The following is a 20,299-nucleotide window of genomic DNA, read 5'->3' on the forward strand; positions in this document are numbered from 1 at the left end:
CATCTGCCCCCGGGAACCGGCCGTTGTGCGTCACTGGCCCCCGCGCCGTTGTCTCCTCCCCCCGGTCAGCCGGAGCCCCCGGTCAGCCGGAGGCGGGCCGCCGGGCGCGGCGGCGCCGCCGCGCCGCGGTGGCCAGGGCGGCGAGCGCGGAGGCGGCGAACAGCCCTGCGGTGATCAGCAGCCAGCGGTCGAGATAGACGCGGTCCGAGAGGCCGGTGTCCTGGTGGTACGGGGCCGACCTGCGCAGGATCAGTGGGAACCAGACCAGCAACAGCAGGGCCGACAGCGCGACCGGTGCGCGGAGGTAGAGGATCCACCGGGTACCCGCAGCCCGCGTCCCCACCCCGGCCACCCGCGTCGCCCCGCCACGCTGCTCCGGACGTTCGGCCCCCACCCGCGTCGCCCCACCGTGCCCCACCGGATGTTCGGCCCCCGCCCCGGCAGACCCCTCCGCCCCGCCACGCCACACCGGACGGCGCCCCCGCGGTGGGAGTGCCGCCTGGGCCGTGCGGTCCGCGGCGCTGTAGACGGGCAGCAGCACCAGATCGTGCAGCAGCGCTGCGCCGATGAACCAGACGGCGACGACGACGGGGCGCTCCCTGAGGAGCTCCACCGCGGCGTACCCGGCGACGGTGAAGCAGCAGGCCATGACGAGCAGATGGACGGGGTGGGCACCGTAACGGCGCGAGAAGCGGCTCATGCTCACATCCGGAAGGTGAGGCGGCGGACCCATTTGGTGTTGTTCACGCCGGGATTGGCGGGAACGATGATGCGGGCGGGGTGGCCGTGATCGGCGGAGAGCGGCGCTCCGTTGACGTACAGGGCGAGCAGCGAGAGCGGGTCGCGGATCTGGTTGCCCGCCAGGAGCACGGTGCGGAAGGCGCCCTGGCGTTGTACGGACTCGACCAGGACGCTGTCGGCGTGCGGAGTGCCGGCGAGTGCGGCGAGGTCGGAGAGCCGTAGCCCCGACCAGCCCTGGTCGTCCGTGGACCAGCCTTCGACGCAGGCGATCGGCAGCCGGGCCGTGTGCTGTTCCATGGCGAGCAACTGCACGTAGGTGAAGGTGTGCTGCCGGTGGCTCCCGTGGATCTCCAGGCGCCAGCCGGGGCCGATGTCGGATGCGGTGATGCCGAGGGCCTGCGCGCTCTTGTTGATCTGGAAGCCGTTCGGGCCCGGCCGCGGGTCGCGGTTGTGCGGGGCGAGCAGCGCGGTGCGGCGCAGGGCGCCCCCGATGCTCTGGCCCGCGGTGACGGCAAGCAGCGCCAGCGACCCGGCGCCGACGAGGCCGATGGCGCCGCGTCGGCTGACGGTCGGGCGGGCCGGGGCGGAAGCGACCAGCCCGTACGGATCGGGTGGCTCCGGTTCGGTGTGCGCCGTGTCGGTGGCCAGGACCGAGCGCAGGGCTGGGGAGCGGACCGCCCGCCACATCCGCCCGAGCCGCAGCACCACATGGGCGGCGAAAGCGGCCATGAACACCCAGGCGCCGTAGAAGTGCAGGGTGTAGAAGGAGCCGGGGAAGACGTAGTCGAGCTGGATGTTGAGCACTCCGGTGGCGAACTCGAAGAGGACACCGCCGACCAGCAGGACCAGCGAGAGGCGCTCCACGGCGTGGGCGGGGGAGCGCACGGGCGGCCAGGTGAAGAGCTTCGGGACGACCGACCACAGTTTGGCGAGCAGCACCGGGATGAGGACCACACCGAGGGTGACATGGACGCCCTGGGTGAGGCGGTAGAGCCAGGAGGGGCGGGTGGGCCAGGTGAACAGATAGAAGCCGAGCAGCCCCTTGCCCGGCGTCTTGTCGTTGAGCGCGCCCAGGCGGGGGTTGTAGGCGGCGTACGAGAGCAGCCCGGTGACGAAGAGAACCGTGATGCCGAACAGCAGGACCAGACCGAGGACCCCCGTCAGCCAGGGGCCGCGGATCGGACTGCGCCAGAAGGCGGGACGGATCGGACTGTGCCGGAGAGCTGGACCGATAAGACCGCGCCGGAGGGCGGGACGGCCTGGAACGCGCCGGAGAGCGGGACGGACCCGACCGCGCCAGAAGGCGGGAAGGGCCGCTGGACCCGCCCCCTGCGGTCGCCCCTGCGGATCGGTTGCCGGACCCGTGGTCCGGGATTTCCTGGCCATCCGCCGATCCTCGGGCCGTTTGCCGCGCCGCCCCGGCGTACGCGGTCGACCGGCGGCCGTACGTCAGCCGCACGGCGCAGTGCCGGGCCCCGGTTCCGCGGGCAGGGGCATGTCCCGGGCCACACCGGGTGCTCGGGTGGGCGTGCCCGTGGCGGGTGCGGGGGAGGTGAGTGAGGCGGGGGTGGGGGAGAGTGAACCGACCGTACGCAGCCGTGGGGCGACTGGCCCGGGAGGCCCAGTTCCATCTGATCCAGGCCCAGACCCCGCAACTGCGCGAGGCCATCGCCCGACGTGCGCTGGACAACGCCTGAGGGCTGACGCCTGAGGGCCGAGGAACGAGAGCCGAGCGCTGAGGACCGAGGTCCGAGGTCTGAGCTCCGAAGCCGCTCAGCTCAGCAGATCCAAGCGCATCCCCGGCCACTCCCCAAGCCACGTACACCCCGGCAGCAACCGCAGCAACGCAGAACCGCCCCCCATCCCCACCTGCAAGGTCATGCCTATTGCAAGTCTCTTGCGATAAGAGTGCAGGCAGGACTACGGTCTCCGTGTTTTTTGTTGATATGCGAGCTGGGGAGAGGCCTTGAGTGCCGACATAAGTGCAGAGCCGGAGCCGTCACTGTCCGAACGCCTGGGGCGGTTCCGTCAATCGCTCACCCGGGGCGACTGGCGTTCCCTGGGCGGGATGCTGGGGTTCATCGTGCTGCTGCACGTGGTGGGGTTCGGGGTGCTGTTCGGTCTCGTCGTCCCCAAGCACTACCACCTGGGCGGTGACCACCCGGTCTTCAATGTCGGGGTGGGGGTGCTCGCCTACACCTTCGGTCTGCGCCACGCCTTCGACGCCGACCACATCGCGGCCGTGGACAACACCACCAGGAAGCTCCTGGCCGACAACGTCGAGCGCGAGGCGCGCGGAACGGCACGGGAGCGCAGGCCGCTCTCGGTCGGTTTCTGGTTCTCGCTCGGCCACTCGACGATCGTGTTCGCCCTGTCCTTCCTGCTTTCGGTCGGTGTGAAGGCGCTGGTGGGACAGGTCGAGGACGACGACTCGGGTCTGCACTCGGCGACCGGGATCATCGGCGCATCCGTCTCCGGTGTGTTCCTGTGGGTCCTCGGCATCCTCAACCTCGCCGTACTGATCGGCATCATCAAGATCTTCCGGAAGATGCGCAGCGGCCACTTCGACGAGCAGGAGCTTGAGGAGCAGCTCAACAAGCGCGGCCTGATGAACCGCTTCCTGAACAGCCTGACCAAGTCCGTGCGCAAGGCCTGGCACATCTACCCGATCGGTGTGCTCTTCGGCCTCGGCTTCGACACCGCGACCGAGGTGGGCCTGCTGGTCCTGGCGGGCGGCGCGGCCGCCTTCAGCCTCCCCTTCTACTCCATCCTCGTCCTGCCGATCCTGTTCGCCGCCGGTATGTGCCTGATGGACACGGTCGACGGGGTCTTCATGAACGCGGCGTACGGCTGGGCCTTCGCGAAGCCGGTCCGCAAGGTCTTCTACAACATCACCATCACGTCCATCTCGGTGGCTGTCGCGCTGATCATCGGCACCATCGAGCTGATCGGCGTCCTCACCGACCAGGCGAACATCACCTCCGGCCCGCTTGCCGCGATCGCGGACATCAACCTCGACTACGCCGGCTACGGCATCGTCGGCCTGTTCGTCCTCTCCTGGCTGATCGCCCTCCTCGTGTGGCGCTACGGGCGCATCGAGGAGAAGTGGTCCGCGAACCTCACACCACAGCCGACCGGCAGGGACTGACGGAGGCTCCCTCCCCGACGGGCAGCGTGCCCGGCCGGACGGCACCCGGACCGGCCGACCTCAGGGACGACCCGGTCACGGCCCTGAACGCGCCCGGCCAGCGGGACGACCCGGGCGTCACCCTCATCATGGGAGGGATCGGCGTGGCCATCCTGGGAGTCGCGCTCGTCGTGCTCGTGCTGCGGATGCTGCTCGCCCAGGCCGTCGCCCGTGACGTCGAAGCGGCGCAGATGAGGGCCGAGCTGGACGAGGTGATCTGATGCCGATTGCCGTCGACATCGATGTGATGCCGGCCAGGCGGAAGATGTCCGTGGGTGAACTCGCAGACCGTGTAGGGATCACACCCGCCAACCTGGCGGTACTCAAGATAAACGGATTGAAGGTCATCTGCTGTCGGCTCGGGTGGGTCCCGTAATACGGCTGCTCTGCAGCCAGGAGCCCCGTCAGGAGAACTGTCAGTACCGACGCTCGCCCTGCATCTGCTCGGCTGCCGCGAGGCCCCTTTGAACACGACTACGCCCGGTACCACGGCAGCGGTTCGGGGCGACGGTGCCACCACCAGCCCCGCCGTTTGGGTGCGTCTGCCTCACGGAGCAGTTGCTGGATGAGTGCTCCCTGGTAGTCCTCGACGGTGAGCGAGGTGAAGGCGGCGTCCAGTTGCTGCAGGGCTGCCTGGAGGCTCGCCGCTGCAGCAGGTGGTAGTCGCCGGGGGAGGTTTTCGAGGTCGTCCCGGGCTTCGAGACGTCGTCGGTACAGATCGGGGGGGCACCATCCTGAGCCCTCCCAGCCGCTTGCCATGTGGTTGACGAGCTTCTCCCAGGCGCCCAGCCCGGTCCATGCCTCCCACGCAACACTGCCGGGCTCGTCCGGCGATGCCGGACCCTGCAAGTCGGCTTCGATGACTGCGGAAGCCCGCAGTTGTGCCACGAAGGCGTCCCTGCGCGGTGTGGCGATGGGCAGCTCCGGGACGACTTCCGGGATGAGCGTGACCTCGGCCGAAGGCAGTTGCGTGACGTATTCCTCGACAGCGTCGACGCTGTAGTTGTAGTCATCGTCCGAGACGAGTAGGCGGGCACGTGTGAAGCGGCCTTCCGGGGTGGCGGCCCAGTACGCGCTCGGCGGATCCGACTCGGCGGGGAAGAGGACCGCGGCGCCGGTGGCGGAAGCAAGCCGCGACGCCATCTCCGCCTCCGAGGGCCTCTGCGACAGCTGATCTTGGACGTAGATATCCAGTGACCAGGCAAGGTCGCCACGGACCGCCTTGTAGTCGCAGAGGACCAGCGCCTCCCAGTTCCGTACGTCGGCGTCACCATCGGCATCCGCGACGTCGACATCCCCGGCGGCTACGCCCAGAGCGGAGCACAGGGCGGGAGCCAGGCGATCAGGGGTGGCCGTTTCGGTAGCGATCAAGTTGTAGGTCATGGGTAGATCCCGTTGTAGATCTTCAACGCCTTTTGGACGGCTTCTGGATTGTTTGTGAAACGTGGATTTCTGGTGAGCTGAGGAGCGGCGGAAATGTCTCCCTTTGCCTTGGTGACCTGTTGAAGCGCCGCGTATTCGTTTCTGTCGAGTTTGGCGATACCTGGCCCGCTGTCTGGGTAGACCGTTCCGCTTGGCTCAACGCCGTAGGTGCGTCCATTGACTTCGTAGCGGTCGGTGTCTTTGATGTACTTCGCCTTGCCCTGCGCTATATCGCTGACGTCTTGTGCGACCTCCCGCTCCTGTCCCCGCAGGATAACGCTGTTACTCTCCTTGACTTCACCGCTTTTCGAGCCGGATACGGTGTGCCGGGAATTCGGGAATCGCAACTGCTTACCGGCTGCCGGCCCTTTGATGTCGTCGGGTGCCTGCCAGGGACCTTTGCCGGGGCCGGAGCCGGCAGACGCGTCGGCTGAGCCCGACGAGCCCGAAGACTGACCGCCTTCACCACCACCATCGGCCCCATGGGCGCCTTGTGCCATCAAGAGCACCCCTGCTGTGCCAAGGGCTGCGGCCTGTGCAGCTTCCACCGACGCGGCGCCGGCCAGGATTCCGCCGCCGGCAAGCACGAGGCCGCCGGGTGGGAAGAGCATGATCAGGGCGGCGAGGGCGAGGATGGTGAGGGCTATGCCCGCATACAGTTCGAGGTTTTCCAGAGCCGCAAGCAGCATCGCGAGGGAATCGGTGACGTGACCGTTCAAGGGGGTGCCGCGATAGCGAGCTGCGAGGAGCAGGCCCGTGGTGAGAATGGAACCGACGGCGGTGAACACACGTAGCCTCACCACGGCTTGAGGCTCGGCGAGGGGCTGCCGCGAAGTGGTCCGCCAGGCCCGCAGCAAGAGCGCCAGCTGGATGAGGGCCCAGATGAGTGCGGCTATGCCGAACCACATCAGCAACGTTGGGCCGGAACCGGTGGTGAAGCGTTTCTGGAGGCCCTTGGTGGCGGTGAATGAGCCAAGGGCCAGGAAGAGCAGAGAAGGCAGCATCAAGATGACGGGAACGGCCAGGAGCGGCCAGCGCCGTCGCCACGGGCGTCTGGGGCGGGTTCCCTTGAGGTAGGCCCGTATTCGCCCCGCATCCCATTCCTTGTCCTGGTTGACTGCGTCGATCCGTGCGGCCGTGTCTGCGACTGCGGCGTGCAGCGGTTCAAGGCGTACGGGGTCGGTGCGGCCGGCGGCGTAGAGGAGGGATCTGCGCATGCGGGCGAAGCGCAGCGCGATCAGCGCCGTCCACGGCAGGCACCGTGCACCGAACGTGGTCAGGGGGCCGATGGCGGCGTTCCCGGTGCGTTCCGCGTTCAGGAGGATGGCGGGCATGGCGTGCTTGCTGCGCTGCAGCTGGGCGAAGTCCAGGGCCATGGCGATGGCCAGGCAGATCAGAGGCGCGTAGGTCACCAGGTCGTCGGCCGTGCCGAGCAGGGAGCTCGTCCAGCCGGGTGGATGGGCGTCGCGGCGGCCGGTGTAGTTGACGAGTGTGTGGTGGCCCATTGCGTAGGCGATGGGCAGCAGTCCGAACAGGCGCCGCCAGCCACGGCCCCGCAGCAGCAGCCCGGCGCCGAGCGCTCCGATGGCACCCCAGGCCAGGTGGAGGTTGGTGTCCAGGCTGGGTTGGGTGAAGCTGAGGTCCAGGCTGCCCAGAGGGGCCGGCAGCCAGGTGGCGAGCACGGTGTGCAAGTCGGGTATGTATGTGGAGCTGAAACTGAGACCCCCGGACAGCATCCACCCGCCGTAGGGATACGGGGCAGCGCGCTGGGCGTCGAGGAGATGGCTCAGGAGTACTTCGTACAGGCCGAGTCCCGCGCCCGTTGCCGCGCCTCACGGGCGAAGTCCGGGAGGTCGAACATGCTGACCGGCTGCTCCCGGAACTTGTACATCCCGGCAAGGCCGTCCATGACCAGAGGCGCTGTGATGCGCCGATACTCGGGAACCGGAATGTTGGTGCCCTCGTAGCCTTGGAGTTCACGTAGGGCCCAGGCCCTCAGTGGCTCGGAGTGGGCGTGCCCGCCCAGGGCGATCACCTGGCGCAGGGTCGGGGCGAGTGGACGTCTCTCGTCGAGGACATCGTCCTCCAGCCGGTCGAGGCGGCTCCGGCGGAGTCTCACTTCACGACCACTGTGGCGATGACGCCGGCGACCGTACCTACTGCCGCGATGGCGCCCCAGACGACCGAGGTGCGGTGCCACCAGGGCTGGGGAGTCGTGGGCGCGGGCTCATTGACGTTGGCGCTCGCGGTGCCGCCGCGGTCCGCCTTCGCGTTCGGCGCGACGATGTTGAAGGTTGATCCGTCGCCTCCCGTGACGTTGAGGGCCTGCTGCGCGGCCGAGTCGATCTGGTCGGGGTTGGGGTTCTGCTGACCGGGAGGCATGGCTGCCCTCACTTCCGCGACGAACTGGGTAAGACGGGTTCTGACGTGATCGAGGGTGCCCGCGATGCTGGCGAGGGAGATGTTCCAGTGCAAGGACGTGATGTGGGAGCCCTCGTTTCCCTGCTGGTGTTGCTCCCGTGTCATCAGCAGGACGTAGTCGGCCGAGCCGGGCGGGCTCAGGTGCAATGCTCTCTCACCGTGGGCGACGAGTGCTTCAAGTTCCCGGACCCCTTGCCGGATCGGTGCGCTCTCTCCGATGCCGCGATCACGAGCGTGCTCGGGAAGCTGGTTCGGGCTGATCCGTTGGGTGTTGCCTCGAATGATCTGACCCGGGAGGTAGAGATCGACCGTAACTTCCAGCGCGGCCGGCACTTTCCGGTACGAGGGCAGCTCATCGGTCGGTGCGTACCCCTCCAGCTCTTTGAGCGCCCATGCGCGTAGCTCCTCGTGGCGGGCGTAACCAGCGAGCATCAGGCAGCGCCGGAGGGCGGACGCGAGGGAGGCGGTCTCGTCCAGGACAGTGCGCTCAAGCTGTTCCAGCCCGCGGACGTCGGGTGTCGTCACGGCGTCCAGTCTGCACTGCCCCACTGACAACACCTGTCGACTGCACTGCGTTGGGCTGGCTACCTGAGGCTTGCTCGCATGGGTCCGTCGCCGCGATGGCAGCGGCCCGCCTGTGTGGCGCCGGCAAAGCACTTGGACGTGCTGGTGTCGCGCCTGCACGATGCTGTGATGAACCAGAAGAGCGATCCCTTCATCGTGATGATGACCATCGACCGCGAGACGTCCTCGGTGGTTCTGACGCGTTCAGACAACAAGGAAGCCAGGGAACCCCTGACTCACCCGATGTTTGCTGATACAAGCCTTTTGGATCGAATGCACTATTCGCCGCCCATGCGTGGCTTGCTTGCTGTCACAAGCAACGGTGACGACATCGCTTTCGAACTGCCTGTTCGTGGTTCAACTGACGAGCTGGACAACCGACTTGTCGTGTACCTGGACCAGAACATGTGGCGTCCCGTCAGCGAGGCTCTGCAAGGTGGAGACGCGGTGAGCGGAGAAGACCGCTCAGCTGCTGAGCAGTTGGCGGAGTGGGTTCGGAACAGGCGGATTGTCATGCCGGCCTCAGCGGGCCACTACTACGAGACGGCCAAGTGGTCGGTGTCGGACAAGCGGTACAACCTTGGCCTGACCATTCTGCAGCTGAGTAGAGGCTGGCAGATGCGAGATCCCTTGCAGGTGCGTGAAGACGAGATCCTTGAGATGTTCCGTTGTTGGAAGGGCGAGGCCGACAGCGCCCGAGCGTCTTCCGTGTTCACACTGGCCCCGAACGCGCTCCACGCGCCGTCGCGCGGTGTGACGCCGTACACGCCGTCGTCGGATTTCTCGGCCGACGACGCCTTCCGGTTGGTGTCCCTGACGTCTGCAAGCAGCTACATCGACGCCATGCTCGACGCTGAACATCTCGAGCTCGGTCCTGACACCGGGTGGGCAGAGGCGAATCAGCGGTTCAGTGACTGGCTCGACGTTCAGGATCGGGACGCGCAGCAGAAGCGTCGATCGATTGACGTCCTCCTCCTCGATGACTTCAAGCGCGAACTGGCAGAGGGAGCACGCGCGGCGGGAGTGTCCCCGCAAGCACTCCAGCAGTGGGCTGAGAAGCAGCCCATGAAGGGCTTCGGTGCCTTGCCTGCATCGGGGCTCTACCGCGAGATGCTTCACAACCGGCACCTCAACAAGGGCACGCACTGGAGGAGGAACGACCTTACGGACATGATCTATCTGTCCTGTGCGGCCGGGTACGCGGATTTCGTCGTCTGCGAGCGCCATATGCGCGAGCCGCTTGAGCGAGGTATCAGACGGCTCGCTCTCCCCGCCAAGGTGTTCCGTCGACTGAGCGAGGCCGTTTCGGCTGTAGGCGATGCTTTGCAACAAAGGATGCTCCATGCCGATTGACCTGCTGGCCAACAAGCGGTAAACATTTCTGGCAGTTGACGGCCCATGAGGAGCCAGACGGCGATGCGGCATCTTCGGTGAGAGGTCCTCACCGTTGTCGGCGAACTCGCCTTTCACCATCTGCAGGCGAACCGCATCGACGTCACGGTCCTCAATGAACTGGCCGTCTCTGCCCACACCGGACCACGCGTCGTTATTCAGCTCCTGACCGGCTGGCCTTCCGTTACATCTCGCTTCCCGCGGTCGGACAGCTGGGTCTCCCGGCAACTGCGGTTCTTCTCCAGTGCCTGCGCGACGCAGCGGCGACGGCGACCCTGGTCCTCCGACACCCCGTGAACGAAAGAAGCCGTGAGCCAGAACGTTTTCCTGCGGTTCAGTCCGGTAAACCTGTGGGAATCGAACCGACATCCAATGGATTTAAAGTCCTGGTCAGGGGCGGGTGGGTGATGTCGGCCGATGCTGCTCCGTCCGGAACGGCCTGGTCGGACGGGCTGTCCGGTACCACGCGGTCCGGACGAAACCAGGCCGTGCCGGAACGTCCGCTCACGCATCGCTCAAGCGCATACGACGCTGGGGTTCACGGTCGACGTCGTTCTGGGGAAGTACCCCGTCGGTAAAATCCAGCGCAGGCACGGCTGGAGCGCACCCCGACCGTAGTGTCCAGGGTGCCGCCTCGCTCGCATCAAGAAGTTGGTGAGGAGCTGCTGTTACAGACTGGATGTCCCGGGGTTGCACGTGCAAGGGGTCGGTTCAGCAGAGGGCTGGCGCAAACTCCCACTCCTGGGTCGGCACCCCGCGCGAGGCTGCAGGAGTCCCAGGATCCCATCAGCCAGGCAAGAGCCCATACCGAGGAAGCGGCCATTCGATCTCCCCATACTGCGAAGTCCAGTAAAGAGAATTCAGGATGAGCGTGGAGTTTCCCGCCCGAGCCACGGGATGGAGATTCTCCTGATTATTCTGATAGAAATCGAAATTCACCCTCTGCCCATTCGAGTTGATTTCCGAAAAATCGATGCCGAGAAGGCTGCAGATATAGAGCAGCTCATCGCTTCCTGAAGCCGAGCCGGATAGATACGCGTGAAGGTGGGCGCAGATGTCCAGCATTGCGCGCCCCTTTTCGGTAACACCGATCAACCCATGATCGCCTACTTCACGCGACAACATTCCAGTCAGTTCGAGGCGAAGGAGTTCCTCCTTCAGCGCTGGCACTCCTATCCCGTAGCGCTTGGATGCATGCGTGTAATTCCCAACGTAGCCATCCTTTGCAATCTGGGCCAGGAGCCACGGCGAGCACCCGACTCGCCCCGACCTGGAGAACTCCCGGACATCAATACTCGAGAGGCCCCCCAGTGCAACAGTCAACAGCAAGTCACGATGGATTTCATGGCGGAGTCCCCCACGAACCACCTTCCGCCCTTCATCACTATCTGCATCAAAGTCTGCCGGAACCCAAAAAATCCTCAACTTTGAGAGGTTCGGGCGCAGCGGAGAATTCCTATAGTCACGAATGACCTCCTCGACGCGGCCGCGCGTGGCCACAGTGTCTCGCGCTACGTACACTGCAGCTGCGGTCTCGGAATCCGTCAGCAGGGTCCTCAAGTCCTTGTCGATGCCATCTCGGTCATGCCTCCATAGGGTCTGACCAGAAACTACCCTTGCCCAATCCCTGATCAAGTCGCACGAAAAATCGAACCGCTTACGGCCCGACTCTTTGCACCCAAACAGCTGAGATTTTGAAGCTTCCTTAATTACGTCCAGCGCAGTATCAGACAGAAAGGCGTGCTCGACGGACTCTGCCATTTCATCCCCCTTAGGCGCCGCGTGGCGCCAGCGTCAGGAGAACGCTAGCAGTCACCACTGACAATCGAAGGGGGGGTGTAGAAACTGAAGATGGCAATGGGTTCTAGTTCAATCGGAGAAGCGAGCCGCTTGCTCGCGGAGCGCCTGGGCCTCCGGGACGCCGCTGTACCGGCGCAGACGGACCCGCATGTCCTGAAGGGCGGCCTGGACCTTGACCGAGCGGATGCCGTCGGCGCAGTCGAGGAAGTCGCGCCAGGTGGCCATGGCTCCTTCGACGTCGCTTTGGCGCAGGCGCACGCCGCCGAGGTCGGCGAGGACGATGGCTCGGGTGCGGCGGCGGTCGAGGCCGTGGATGTCGAGGGCGAGGTGGAGGTGTTCCTCGGCGGCGTCGAGGTCGCCGAGGCGAGAAAGGATCATGCCGGATTCGTGGGCCCATCGGCCGGGGGAGTAGTGGGCAGCCCAGGAGTCGCCGGCTGCGGCGGTCGGCTTACCGATGGCGGCCTCGGACAGGGCGAGGTGCTTGGTGGCCATGCGTCGGTCGTCGTCCTGGGCGGCGGCGTTGGCGAGGGTGGCCTCGTAATAGGCGACGGCTCGCGGGTTGATGAGCTGGTGACCGTACTCCACGCAGGCTTCGCCGAGCTGGACGGCTTCGGCGCGATAGCCGAGGTCGACGCACTGAACGGCGAGGCCGCGGAGAGCTGTTGCTGACAGTTCCGGATCGCCGGCCTCGGCGGCCAAGCGGAAGGAATGCGCGTAGTAGCGCTGGGCGAGCCCGCGCAGTTCGGGGGTGTCGCCTTCGTCCTGTGCCATCCAGCCGGCGAGGTGGACGAGCTGTGAGGTCGCGGCGAACAGGTCGCGGCCGGTGGCTTCGGTGAAGCGGCCCTCCAGCCAAGGTGCGACGTCCTGGGTGAGGTAGCGGACAGCCAGGTGACGGGCATGCCCCCCACCGAGTTCGGAGGCCGAGTCGCCGAGTGCCTTGACCATGTGGCGTACGGCGGCCACCTCGCCCTGGCCGACGCGGACGGCTCCGGGAAGGGCGGTCTTGGTCCGGCGAGTGATGCTGTCCATGTCGGGCAGGCCGAGTGCGGACAGCGCGTATCCGCTGGAGGCGAGGATGAACTCCCGGCGTTCCACGTCGCTCCTTCCCAGGTGCAGGACTGATGCAACGGTATCTGTGTGGGGTGCCGCAGGCGTGGGCTCCGGGAGGTTGATCGCCTCGGGATCCAGTGCCAGCACCTGCGCGATGTAGGGCCACCAGTGGCCTGGGGTTCGTTCGCCTTCTATCCACCGCCGGGCGTGCTGTCGCTGCAGGCGGCGCGGGTCACCGCATTCGGCTAGGCCGAGAGCACGCGCCAACTCCGAGGGTCCCCAGCCTCGTTCTTGGCAGGCCCGCTTGATCAGTTCCGCGATGGCCGGGTTCCTCGGCACCCCGTCACCCTCCCCACCTGGATTACGCGGGATTACGCAGGACTACATCCTGGGCCCTGTCCCGGGAGCGCGGCCCGTCGTTCACTGAACATCACCCCGCAAATCTCCGAATGGCTCGAATAGGCCCTGTTCAGGGCCTATTGGTGCCTGCCCGAACACGTGAGAGGACCCGATGGCGGAGATGCCCACGGACAGCGCACGGACCCGCACGATCCCTTCCACGCGACGGCCCAGTGCCGCTCGGAACCCTGTCGTACGCGAGGCGACGCGGTGAGCCGTTCCCCCTTATCCGACCCGCTGGCGACAGTCCTGAGCTGGATCTGGGCCCTCGGCACGGCCTCCGGACTCGTCGCGGTCGGCCTTCTGGCCCACACCGAGCACTCCTCCGCGCCGGCCCCGTCGGCGCAGCCGACGCTCAGCGTTGAGGACGTTCCGTCGGCCGACGGAACCGTATAGACCCTTCGGCCTCGGGCTGTCCTCCCCGGCCGGGGTCGGAGCCCACCTCGTTTGCCGCAGGCCATCCACGATGCCTCACCGACGTTACCCCCCTTTTTCCGCATCACCCGTGAAGGGAAGCCGATGTCCAGTCCGTACGACAGCGACACGTATCCCCTCCCCGTGTCGGTCGCGTTCAGCGGCCCCGACAACACCGGGAAGACCAAGCAGATCGGAATCCTCGCCCGGCGCATGGGCCCGGCCGCGACCTCAGCAGGCCCACTCGACCGCTACGACCCCCGTTGGAACGTCATCAAGGCCGACGGCATGGCTCGCTGGTGGTTCGAGACCGGCGCGGTGGAGGAGGTCGCCGACGTCCTCGCCACCTCCTACCTCGAACGCTCCCGCCTCCCCTTCTCCGCACCCGTGCGCCTGCTGGACCGGGGCATCCCGATGCTGGAGGCGTCCGTCGCCGCGACGGTCGCCGTACGGGAGGATCTGGACGCCGCGCAGGCCACGGACCGGGCCCGGATCCTGCTGGCCCCGTACGAGACCGACCTGCGGGCCGCCGAGGAGGACGAGCACGCCCTCGTCCTCCTGCACTGCGAGGATCCGGAGGAAGGTGCCCGCCGGAGCCTGGCCCACGAGGTGTCCGTCACCGACGTCTACGCGGCCTACCAACGCCACCTCCATGAGCAGATCAACCGCCTCGTCGACGAGGGGCGCTTCCCCATGGCCATACGCATTGGAGATCGGCCGACCGTCGCTGTCCAGGACGAGGTACGACGGCTTCTGGCACCGCTGCACCCGGAGGTGCCAGACCGTGCCCTGGCCGGAGTGCACGTCACCGCGCTGGGCGGGATGTCGGAGAGCGGCAAGAGCACGGCTGGCGAGTATCTGCGCACCCAGCACGGCCACGCCCGCCTCAAGATCGGGTATCTCATCGAGAACTCCGCCAGCCGCGCCGGAATCGGCGACCCGTACCGACTGGGTCCAGTCGTGCAGGCCGAGTTGATCGTGGACTCGCTGGACCGCTTCTGCCAGGCCCATCACTTCCTCGACTCCGTCAGCATCGAGTCGCTGCACGACTTCGACTCGACCGCCGAACTCGCCCGGATGCTCGGGCTCCAGCTCACCATCGCGTACCTGGACGCCTCCGAGGCCACCCGCACCCGGCGAGGTACTGCTGGCTCCCAGGACGTCGTCGACCGCGACCTCACCAAATGCGCACGAGGCGCGGACAAGATCGTCTCGATCGCCCATGAGGTAATCAGCAACGACGGACCGCGCCTGGAGCTGGAGCGGCGGTTGGACCGCATTGCGCTCGATCGACGCTGGCCGGAACACGAGCCCTCGACCATGCCGGTCAACGCGCTCGGACTCCCCGTGAACCTGGAGTCCTATCTGGCCGAATTCATCGACCGCACCACCGGCCTCCGCCCGTTGATCGATCTGCTGGCCGTCACCGGCAGCGGCGCCCGGGGCAAGTACCAGCACGGCTGGAGTGACCTCGACGTCCTCGTCGTCGCCGACACTTCCTCCCTCGACGAGATGCGCCAGATCCTCGCGGATCTGGAGACCGAACTCGGCGGGGTCAAGCTGGGCATCACCGTACTGACCCGTGCCGAGTGCCGGGCCGGCGCCATCACCTCTCGACTCCTTCACGTCCTCGCTCTCATCGGTAGCGGGTCGCTGGTCCCCTTGTGGTCCACCCCCGGTCTGTCTCTGCCCGCTCCGGACGCGGCCACCGACATCGCAGCAAGCCTGAGCGACGGTATTCAGGCCGCCATCGAGATCCGCCGCCAATTCCTCAAGGGCAGCCCCGACCTCCGCGCCCTCTACAAGGTCACCGCGTTGCTCGCGAAGATCCAGCTCCGCTTCAAGGGAATCGAGTGCCCCTCCGACAGCGACGCCCTCACCGTCCTCCTCGACGCCATACGGCAGGACACGAGCTTGGTCACCACCGCTCGCACCGAGCCGCTCGCTGCCGAAGCGCTCGCGCTCCTCGTTCTCCAGGAATGGCTGAACACTCTTCCTGGAGAGACGCGGTGAGCGCGACGGGCAGGTGGGCCACGGCAGCAACGGGTATCTTCCACAAGCCGGTGGCTACTCGCGAGCAGGCCGAGAACGAGGCGAAGGGGCGTGCGCGGCTCGCCTCTCGCGTCGCGGTTCCGGCCCTCCGCGGGCAGATCGCGTTACCGGACAGGCAAATCCTCGTCTACGAGGATGTCTTCGCTTCCGGTCGGTGCGACCTTCTCCTGGGCGACGTGATCGCCCTAGCCGACCGAGACCCGGCCGTCCAGCCCCGCCTGACCCGCCTCGTGGACGGCGTCTGCGCCGACCTGCGGGCGGCGGCCGAGGAGACCGGGAAGCACATGCCACTGGCCGAGTGCGTACCGGACCTCTACCTCGACCGCATCCGCCCCCGGGGACGGCTGGACCGCTGGTACCTGCGCCGCGACCTGCCCATCGCTCTGCCCCACACCGATACCACCCTCACCGTCCGGGAACTGGCCGACTTCACCCTCACCGCCAACGGCAGACCGCTGACGCTGGATGTCGCCGACGCCATCGAGCGCCTCCGTGACGCGCTGGCCCCTGACCGCCGCCTGCGCGCCGGCCTGACGCAGGGCGACCCCACCGAACCCAACATCGCCGACCCGCTGTGCTGGCTCGACTTCGAGTACGCCGGGCGCAACACCGTCGCGGGCGAGGCCGCCAACCTGCTCTGGTACCTGGTGGCCCTGGGCGGCTGGCTCGTCCCCCGCTACCAGCCCGACGTGTACGCCCGCACCCTCCGCCTTGCCCTGCCGCCTCTGGCCCGCCCTCGCATCGAGCACCTGGAACTGCACAGGAGCAGTCGCCACATCGATGTCCGATACTCCTGGAACACCAGCCCCGGCCGCGCTGCGGCCATCACTCGTGCCCTGGACGGCCTCCGCATCGAGAGCAGCGGCGGCATGGAGGAGATCCGTGCCTTTCTCGCCCTGCGCGTCCTCGGCGTCATCCCGCCCTCCCGGCTCACCGGACACGACCTTCTGCTCGTTCTGATCAAACTCGCCGAGAGCCAGGACCCGCACATGACCCTTGACACCTTCTTCACCACTACACCGGCCTCTCACCCCCACCCCGGCGAACGGAGCGGCAATGTCCCTGCCACTGCTTGAGAGTCCTCTCCAGAGTCGGCCCCTCCAGGGGCGCACCGCCCTCGTCACAGGCGGAGCCACCGGCATCGGCGCCGAGATCGGACGGACGCTCGCGGCCGCCGGAGCAACCGTGGCGGTCAACCACCTCGGCCAAGACCCCGACGCCCACGCCCTCCTCGCCGCCTTCGAACGCGCGGGCAGCCCTGGGATCGCGGTGAACGCCGACCTGACCGATCCGGGCTCCGCTCGGACCATGGCCGACCTCGTCCGCGCCGAGATCGGACCCGTCGACATCCTGGTGAACAACGCCGGTTCCTACCCCCGCGTCGCCTGGCAGGACACCGACGAGACCGCCTGGAACTACTCCCTCGACGTGAACCTCACCGCCCACTACCGCACCTGCCACGCATTCACCCCCGGCATGATCGAACGCCGCTGGGGCCGGATCGTGAACATCGGCAGCGTCAACGCCCGCGCCGGCCGAACGAACCTCGTCGCATACAGCACCGCGAAGGCCGGGCTGCTGGGACTGACCCGCTCCCTCGCCCGCGAACTGGGTCCGTTCGGGATCTGCGTCAACACCGTCATGCCCGGCGCCATCCAGGTAGAGGCCGAGAACGCCCTCCCCGCCCGGCACCGTGCGCGGCCGGAGGACCAGATCAAGCGCCAGTGCGTCCCGCGCCGTGGCCGCCCCGAGGACGTTGCCGCCCTGGTGGCGTTTCTCGTAGGCCCCTCCGCCTCGTTCATTACGGGGCAGTCCGTCCACGTCGATGGTGGCTGGCTGCTCCACTGAGAACGTCAACAAGCAAGGAGACCCAACGAAATGATCGAACGAGTCCGTGCCGTCCTCGTCACCCGCGACCACACGATGCTGGTCATCCGCCGCACCAGGCCCGGCATCCCCGAGTACTGGGTCCTGCCCGGCGGCGGCGTCGAGCCCACCGATGAGTCACGCGAGGCCGCCCTCCACCGCGAGATCCACGAGGAGATCGCGGGAAAGGCCGACATCATCCGTCTGCTCCACACGATGGAGTCCGACGACGAGCGTCAGCTCTTCTACCTCGCCCGCATCGCGACCTGGTCCTTCGACGACCGCACCGGTCCCGAGTTCAGCACCGAAGGCCGCGGTGAGTACGCGCTGGAGGAGATCCCGCTGACCCTGGCGGGTCTCGACGGTATCGACCTCAAGCCCGAGGACATCGTCCACGTCCTACGAGGAGCCATCAGGGCCGGAAGCCTCGGAGTCGAGGCATCGCTCTGAACCTCCGAGTGCGTCAGCAGGTCATCAGGGCCGACTCCGAGGTGAGTCGGCCCTGATGACATCGCTACGTGTTGTTGGCTTGGCGCTGGAGACTCTTGACAGCAGCATCGGGAAACGACCGTGCCCCACGGCTACTCAGGTCGAACGACGCTGCTACTGGACCAGCCGGAGCACCGGCCTCTGTTCCTGAACGCCCAGCAGGTCCTGCACTCTCCCGCTTGTCCACGCCAGCTCATGAGCCAGTTGGGAAACCGATAGGCCCGCCTCCTTGGCAGCCAGCTCGAAGGCTTGCCGAAGCAGCGAAGGCCGTTCACCGGGGAAGTCCGAGACGGATTCGGCGGTGAAGCCCGGCTGGCCGTCGAGAGCGCGTAGACGCTGATACGTCCGGCTGGCAGTCGCGTCGGAGATCAGCCCCAGCTCGCGGCATCGGTAGACAAGCGAGTGGAGGGAGACTCCCCAGACGCCCCTTAGCTCGGCCAGGCGTGCAAGATCCATTCGCCCCGGCAGGAACGGCAGGATGCTGTCCTGGGGGGTCAGGAATTCGGCGGCGAAGGCATCCGCCTCCTTCTCCTGACGGCTGTCACCGGTGGCATCGGCGTGAAGCACAAGGTGGCCCAGCTCATGGGCAGCCGTGAACCGGTGCTCCGGTAGATGTCGTCGGCCCGGGCGGCGGTCAGAACGACGAGCGGCCGGGCTGCCCGGGTGGAGAAGGCGTCCACGCTCGCGGCAGAGGGATCGCTGGCGACGCGAACGCCGTGGGACCGACGACCGCGCTCCGCTACGAGGCGACGGTCCGGAACCACATCGTTGAGCACCTCGGTCAGCGCGAGCTGCGGTCTCTCAACCAGCCCTCGATCATCCAGGGGTGGATCCGCACGCTTCAGGACAGCGGCCTCGAAGCGTCGACGATCGAGGGCATCTTCGACATCCTCTCCAGCATCCTCGGCATGGCCGTCGAGGACGGGCTGCTGCCGAAGAACCCCTGCAAGGCGAAGTCGGTCAAGCTACCGACCGTGACCAAGAAGAAGATCACCCCTTGGTCACTGGAGCGCGTGCGTGCCGTCATCGCCGGACTCCCGAAACGGTTCCAGGCCGGCGGCAAGCTCGCCTTCGGCTGTGGCATGCGGCAGGGCGAGGTATTCGGCTTCGCTGTCGAGGACATTGACTTCAAGGGCGGCTGGGTCCACGTCAACCGCCAGGTGCGGCTCGTCGGCACGAAGGCCGTCTTCGCCCTGCCCAAGGGCAATAAGATCCGCTCAGTGCCCCTGCCGGCTCAACTTGCCGCTGCCCTCAAGGCCCACATGAAGACGTTCCCGCCTGTCGCCGTCACCCTGCCTTGGGCCAAGGCGGACGGCGAACCGAAGACCGTCCGCCTCCTCTTCGTCGATGACAAGAGCCGGGCCTACAACCGCAGCGTCTTCAACATGGGTGCCTGGAAGCTGGCCTTGGCCGCCGCCGGTGTAATCCCTCCCCGCGAGCTCGGTGCGAGGTACTTTCAGGCGGCTCCGGAAGACGGCATGCACGCCCTCCGGCACGCGTACGCCTCCGTGCTCCTGGACGCGGGGGAGAGCATCAAGGCGCTCTCCGAGTTCCTGGGTCACTCGGGCCCCGGCTTCACGCTGCGCACGTACACGCACCTGTTGCCGTCCAGCGAGACTCGGACCCGCAACGCGATCGACGACGCCTTCACCGAAGCCGAGGCGAGAGAGGGCGGCGGTGCGCCGAAGGCTCAGGGCACATCAGTGCCCCCGCCAAAACCCATGTGCCTTCAATGTGCCCTGGCCGCCTGACGGCCCCTACCGGTACATCCGGTACATGACGAGGGCGGAGACCGAAAGCCCCGCCCTCCACGCAAGAAACCCCGGCTCAAGGCCACACCAGACAGTAAGCCTGATGCCCCGCGTCATGCAGCCGGTGGGAGAAGTCCTGCCACTCGTGCAGCAGTTGGTACGCGTTGAACGCGTCCCGGGGGCCGCCGCGGTCCGGGACCGTCGACCATATGAAGGCAGCGGCGCCGACCGATTCCTCGCCGACCCCGCGCAGCGGGTCGATCACCGTCATGGGGAGCTTCACCACCGCGTAGTCGGGGTGCAGCACGACCAGTTCCAGGGGCGGGACCTTGCCCAGCGGGATGCCCTGGATGCCGGTGAGGACCATGGCGGCCATCGTCTCCGGCTTTATCTTCGTGAACATGCCGCCCATGCCGAGCTCGTCGCCGCCCAGCTCCTCGGGACGCATGGTCACCGGCACCCGGGCCGCTGTCGCCCCATTGGGCGCGCCGAAGTACTTGTAGGTCACGCCCACAAGCCCACCACTCCTGCTTCCCGCTCTCCCGGCCTGTGCCCGTGCCTCTGCCTCTCGTCGGTGTTTACCCCTTCGGGCAGGCTCGGGACCCAGGTCATCGGTCCCCTCGCCCAGTCCGCCACCGCGATGCATATCTCCACCCGACCACTCGCGGCCCCCGCCGCGCAACCCGATCATCGTGTCAGAGACCTCCCCCACGGATGCGCGGTGAAACACCTGTCCGCAAGACCGTCCGCG

At 67.1% G+C, this 20,299-nt stretch carries 17 protein-coding genes and 3 pseudogenes; 10 read left to right on the forward strand and 10 right to left on the reverse strand.

The genetic code is table 11. The features are described 5' to 3' along the window. Nucleotides 1–82: 82 nt before the first annotated feature. Nucleotides 83–700, reverse strand: a complete 618-nt coding sequence (locus ACFXBC_RS24560) for a hypothetical protein (protein ID WP_385028315.1) — start codon at nucleotides 698–700, stop codon at nucleotides 83–85. A gap of 2 nt (nucleotides 701–702) precedes the next feature. Beyond that, nucleotides 703–2,127 carry a molybdopterin-dependent oxidoreductase gene (locus ACFXBC_RS24565; protein WP_385028318.1) on the reverse strand — a complete coding sequence of 475 codons (1,425 nt, stop codon included), beginning with the start codon at nucleotides 2,125–2,127 and terminating at the stop codon, nucleotides 703–705. A gap of 580 nt (nucleotides 2,128–2,707) precedes the next feature. Here ACFXBC_RS24565 and ACFXBC_RS24570 point away from each other — a divergent pair. The 3 genes and pseudogenes from ACFXBC_RS24570 to ACFXBC_RS24580 all read left to right on the forward strand — a co-directional run. Beyond that, a complete protein-coding gene (locus ACFXBC_RS24570; RefSeq protein WP_385028321.1) occupies nucleotides 2,708–3,889 on the forward strand; it encodes a HoxN/HupN/NixA family nickel/cobalt transporter in 1,182 nt (393 codons plus the stop codon). Between the two features lie 74 nt (nucleotides 3,890–3,963). Then, nucleotides 3,964–4,149 (forward strand): annotated as a pseudogene (locus ACFXBC_RS24575) (DUF2975 domain-containing protein); the annotation flags it as partial. Then, nucleotides 4,149–4,277, forward strand: a pseudogene (locus ACFXBC_RS24580) (helix-turn-helix domain-containing protein); the annotation flags it as partial. The pseudogenes ACFXBC_RS24575 and ACFXBC_RS24580, both read left to right, overlap by 1 nt. A 125-nt stretch (nucleotides 4,278–4,402) precedes the next feature. Here ACFXBC_RS24580 and ACFXBC_RS24585 read toward each other — a convergent pair. From ACFXBC_RS24585 to ACFXBC_RS24600, 4 genes are all read right to left on the reverse strand, one after another. Further along, nucleotides 4,403–5,311 carry a hypothetical protein gene (locus tag ACFXBC_RS24585; protein ID WP_385028324.1) on the reverse strand — a complete coding sequence of 303 codons (909 nt, stop codon included), beginning with the start codon at nucleotides 5,309–5,311 and terminating at the stop codon, nucleotides 4,403–4,405. Continuing rightward, nucleotides 5,308–7,041 (reverse strand): hypothetical protein, encoded by a 1,734-nt coding sequence (locus tag ACFXBC_RS24590; protein WP_385028327.1) that lies wholly within the window; start codon nucleotides 7,039–7,041, stop codon nucleotides 5,308–5,310. Before ACFXBC_RS24590 ends, ACFXBC_RS24585 begins: the two co-directional genes overlap by 4 nt. 95 nt (nucleotides 7,042–7,136) lie before the next feature. Then, nucleotides 7,137–7,469, reverse strand: coding sequence for a hypothetical protein (locus ACFXBC_RS24595; RefSeq protein WP_385028331.1), 333 nt, complete (start codon nucleotides 7,467–7,469; stop codon nucleotides 7,137–7,139). Continuing rightward, complete coding sequence (locus tag ACFXBC_RS24600; protein WP_385028334.1) at nucleotides 7,466–8,296, reverse strand: hypothetical protein; 831 nt, start codon at nucleotides 8,294–8,296, stop codon at nucleotides 7,466–7,468. The genes ACFXBC_RS24595 and ACFXBC_RS24600 overlap by 4 nt, the downstream gene beginning before the upstream one ends. 168 nt (nucleotides 8,297–8,464) lie before the next feature. On the opposite strand from ACFXBC_RS24600, the gene ACFXBC_RS24605 reads away from it, so the two are divergent. Next, on the forward strand, nucleotides 8,465–9,688 hold the full coding sequence (locus ACFXBC_RS24605; protein ID WP_385028337.1) for a hypothetical protein: 1,224 nt from the start codon (nucleotides 8,465–8,467) through the stop codon (nucleotides 9,686–9,688). An 825-nt stretch (nucleotides 9,689–10,513) separates the two neighbouring features. On the opposite strand, the gene ACFXBC_RS24610 is transcribed toward ACFXBC_RS24605, so the two are convergent. Beyond that, on the reverse strand, nucleotides 10,514–11,488 hold the full coding sequence (locus ACFXBC_RS24610) for a hypothetical protein (RefSeq protein ID WP_385028340.1): 975 nt from the start codon (nucleotides 11,486–11,488) through the stop codon (nucleotides 10,514–10,516). Between the two features lie 108 nt (nucleotides 11,489–11,596). Beyond that, nucleotides 11,597–12,622, reverse strand: coding sequence for a tetratricopeptide repeat protein (locus ACFXBC_RS24615; RefSeq protein WP_385028343.1), 1,026 nt, complete (start codon nucleotides 12,620–12,622; stop codon nucleotides 11,597–11,599). A gap of 564 nt (nucleotides 12,623–13,186) precedes the next feature. On the opposite strand from ACFXBC_RS24615, the gene ACFXBC_RS24620 reads away from it, so the two are divergent. The 5 genes from ACFXBC_RS24620 (at nucleotide 13,187) to ACFXBC_RS24640 (ending at nucleotide 17,758) form a co-directional block, all read left to right on the forward strand. Beyond that, entirely contained in the window at nucleotides 13,187–13,372 is a 186-nt protein-coding gene (locus tag ACFXBC_RS24620) for a hypothetical protein (protein WP_385028345.1), read from the forward strand. Nucleotides 13,373–13,495: 123 nt separating this feature from the next. Continuing rightward, nucleotides 13,496–15,403 (forward strand): nucleotidyltransferase domain-containing protein, encoded by a 1,908-nt coding sequence (locus ACFXBC_RS24625; RefSeq protein ID WP_385028348.1) that lies wholly within the window; start codon nucleotides 13,496–13,498, stop codon nucleotides 15,401–15,403. A gap of 50 nt (nucleotides 15,404–15,453) precedes the next feature. Next, nucleotides 15,454–16,518 (forward strand): hypothetical protein, encoded by a 1,065-nt coding sequence (locus ACFXBC_RS24630; protein ID WP_385028351.1) that lies wholly within the window; start codon nucleotides 15,454–15,456, stop codon nucleotides 16,516–16,518. Beyond that, entirely contained in the window at nucleotides 16,499–17,290 is a 792-nt protein-coding gene (locus ACFXBC_RS24635; protein ID WP_385028354.1) for an SDR family NAD(P)-dependent oxidoreductase, read from the forward strand. The genes ACFXBC_RS24630 and ACFXBC_RS24635 overlap by 20 nt, the downstream gene beginning before the upstream one ends. Before the next feature lie 30 nt (nucleotides 17,291–17,320). Then, nucleotides 17,321–17,758 carry an NUDIX domain-containing protein gene (locus tag ACFXBC_RS24640; protein ID WP_385028357.1) on the forward strand — a complete coding sequence of 146 codons (438 nt, stop codon included), beginning with the start codon at nucleotides 17,321–17,323 and terminating at the stop codon, nucleotides 17,756–17,758. A 153-nt stretch (nucleotides 17,759–17,911) separates the two neighbouring features. On the opposite strand, the gene ACFXBC_RS24645 is transcribed toward ACFXBC_RS24640, so the two are convergent. Next, on the reverse strand, nucleotides 17,912–18,364 hold the full coding sequence (locus ACFXBC_RS24645) for an ImmA/IrrE family metallo-endopeptidase (protein WP_385028360.1): 453 nt from the start codon (nucleotides 18,362–18,364) through the stop codon (nucleotides 17,912–17,914). Nucleotides 18,365–18,501: 137 nt separating this feature from the next. On the opposite strand from ACFXBC_RS24645, the pseudogene ACFXBC_RS24650 reads away from it, so the two are divergent. Further along, nucleotides 18,502–19,548, forward strand: a pseudogene (locus tag ACFXBC_RS24650) (tyrosine-type recombinase/integrase); the annotation flags it as partial. A 76-nt stretch (nucleotides 19,549–19,624) separates the two neighbouring features. Here the strand turns inward: ACFXBC_RS24650 and ACFXBC_RS24655 are convergent. Then, a complete protein-coding gene (locus ACFXBC_RS24655) occupies nucleotides 19,625–20,194 on the reverse strand; it encodes a hypothetical protein (RefSeq protein ID WP_385028417.1) in 570 nt (189 codons plus the stop codon). Nucleotides 20,195–20,299 lie beyond the last annotated feature (105 nt).

This window comes from Streptomyces sp. NPDC059398 (genome assembly GCF_042751845.1).
Lineage (GTDB): Bacteria > Actinomycetota > Actinomycetes > Streptomycetales > Streptomycetaceae > Streptomyces.